Here is a 1,036-nt window from a genome sequence, read left to right on the forward strand (position 1 = left end):
CGCCAAACCGGTCGCCAGGAGTTTCAGCCCGTTCAGGTTGAGACGGCCGAACTCGCCGATCATGTCCTGCAAGGCGGGACCGGGGATGTATTCGGATGCCAGCCAGGGAGTTTCGGATTCGGCGTCGTGGTCGACCACCCCCGCGGTGCCGCCGAACGCTTCGCCGGTCAGCTGTGCCGGATCCTCGAATCCGTCAGCACCGGGGAGCGGACCGCCGTCGGTGACCTCGACCTGCTCGGCGCCGACCGGGAACTGCTGCTCGAAACATGGAACGGCACCGCCCGTCCCGTCGAGTCCACCACGCTCGCCGAACTCGGTGCGCGTCAAGCGCACCGCACCCCCGACGCGCTCGCACTGGTAGACGCCGAAACCGGTGAGTCCCTGGACTACGCCACCTTCGACGCGCAGGTCAACCGGGTCGCCAGGCTCCTGATCGCCGAGGGGGTCGGGCCGGAGCGCACCGTCGTACTGGCCATGCGCCGGGGCATCGACCTCGTCATCGCCATGCACGCCGTCGTGCGGGCGGGCGGCGCGTATGTGCCGATCGACCCCGACCATCCGGTCGACCGGATCGCCTACATCGTCACCACGGCGGCACCGCTGTGCGTGCTCACCACCGCCACCGACGGACTGCCGATCTCCGTGGACGTTCCCGTCTTCGAACTGGATCACCGCGCGCTGCGTGACCTCTCGGCGGAACCGGTGACCGATGCCGAGCGGATCGCCCCGCTGCGTCCCGAACATCCCGCGTACATCATCTTCACCTCGGGTTCCACGGGCGTGCCCAAGGGCGTCACCGTCCCGCACGCCGCGATCGTCAACCAGCTCGGCTGGCTGCACGAGCGCTTCACCATGACCACCGCCGACCGGGTCCTGCTGAAGACCCCTGCCACCTTCGACCTCTCGGTCTGGGAGTTCTGGTCACCCCTCACCTCCGGCGGTGCCCTGATCGTCACCCGCCCCGGCGACGAACGCGACCCGGACCGCCTGCGCGCCACCATGGCCCGGCACGGCGTCACGGTCCTGCACGCCGTGC

The 1,036-nt window shown here is 69.7% G+C and carries 1 protein-coding gene; it reads left to right on the forward strand.

Annotated elements, in window-relative coordinates:
* Positions 1 to 126 precede the first annotated feature (126 nt).
* A partial coding sequence (locus AB0F44_RS30420; RefSeq protein ID WP_357361121.1) for an AMP-binding protein occupies positions 127 to 1,036 on the forward strand: 910 nt, incomplete at its 3' end.

The organism is Nocardioides sp. NPDC023903 (genome assembly GCF_040639295.1).
GTDB lineage: Bacteria > Actinomycetota > Actinomycetes > Propionibacteriales > Nocardioidaceae > Nocardioides.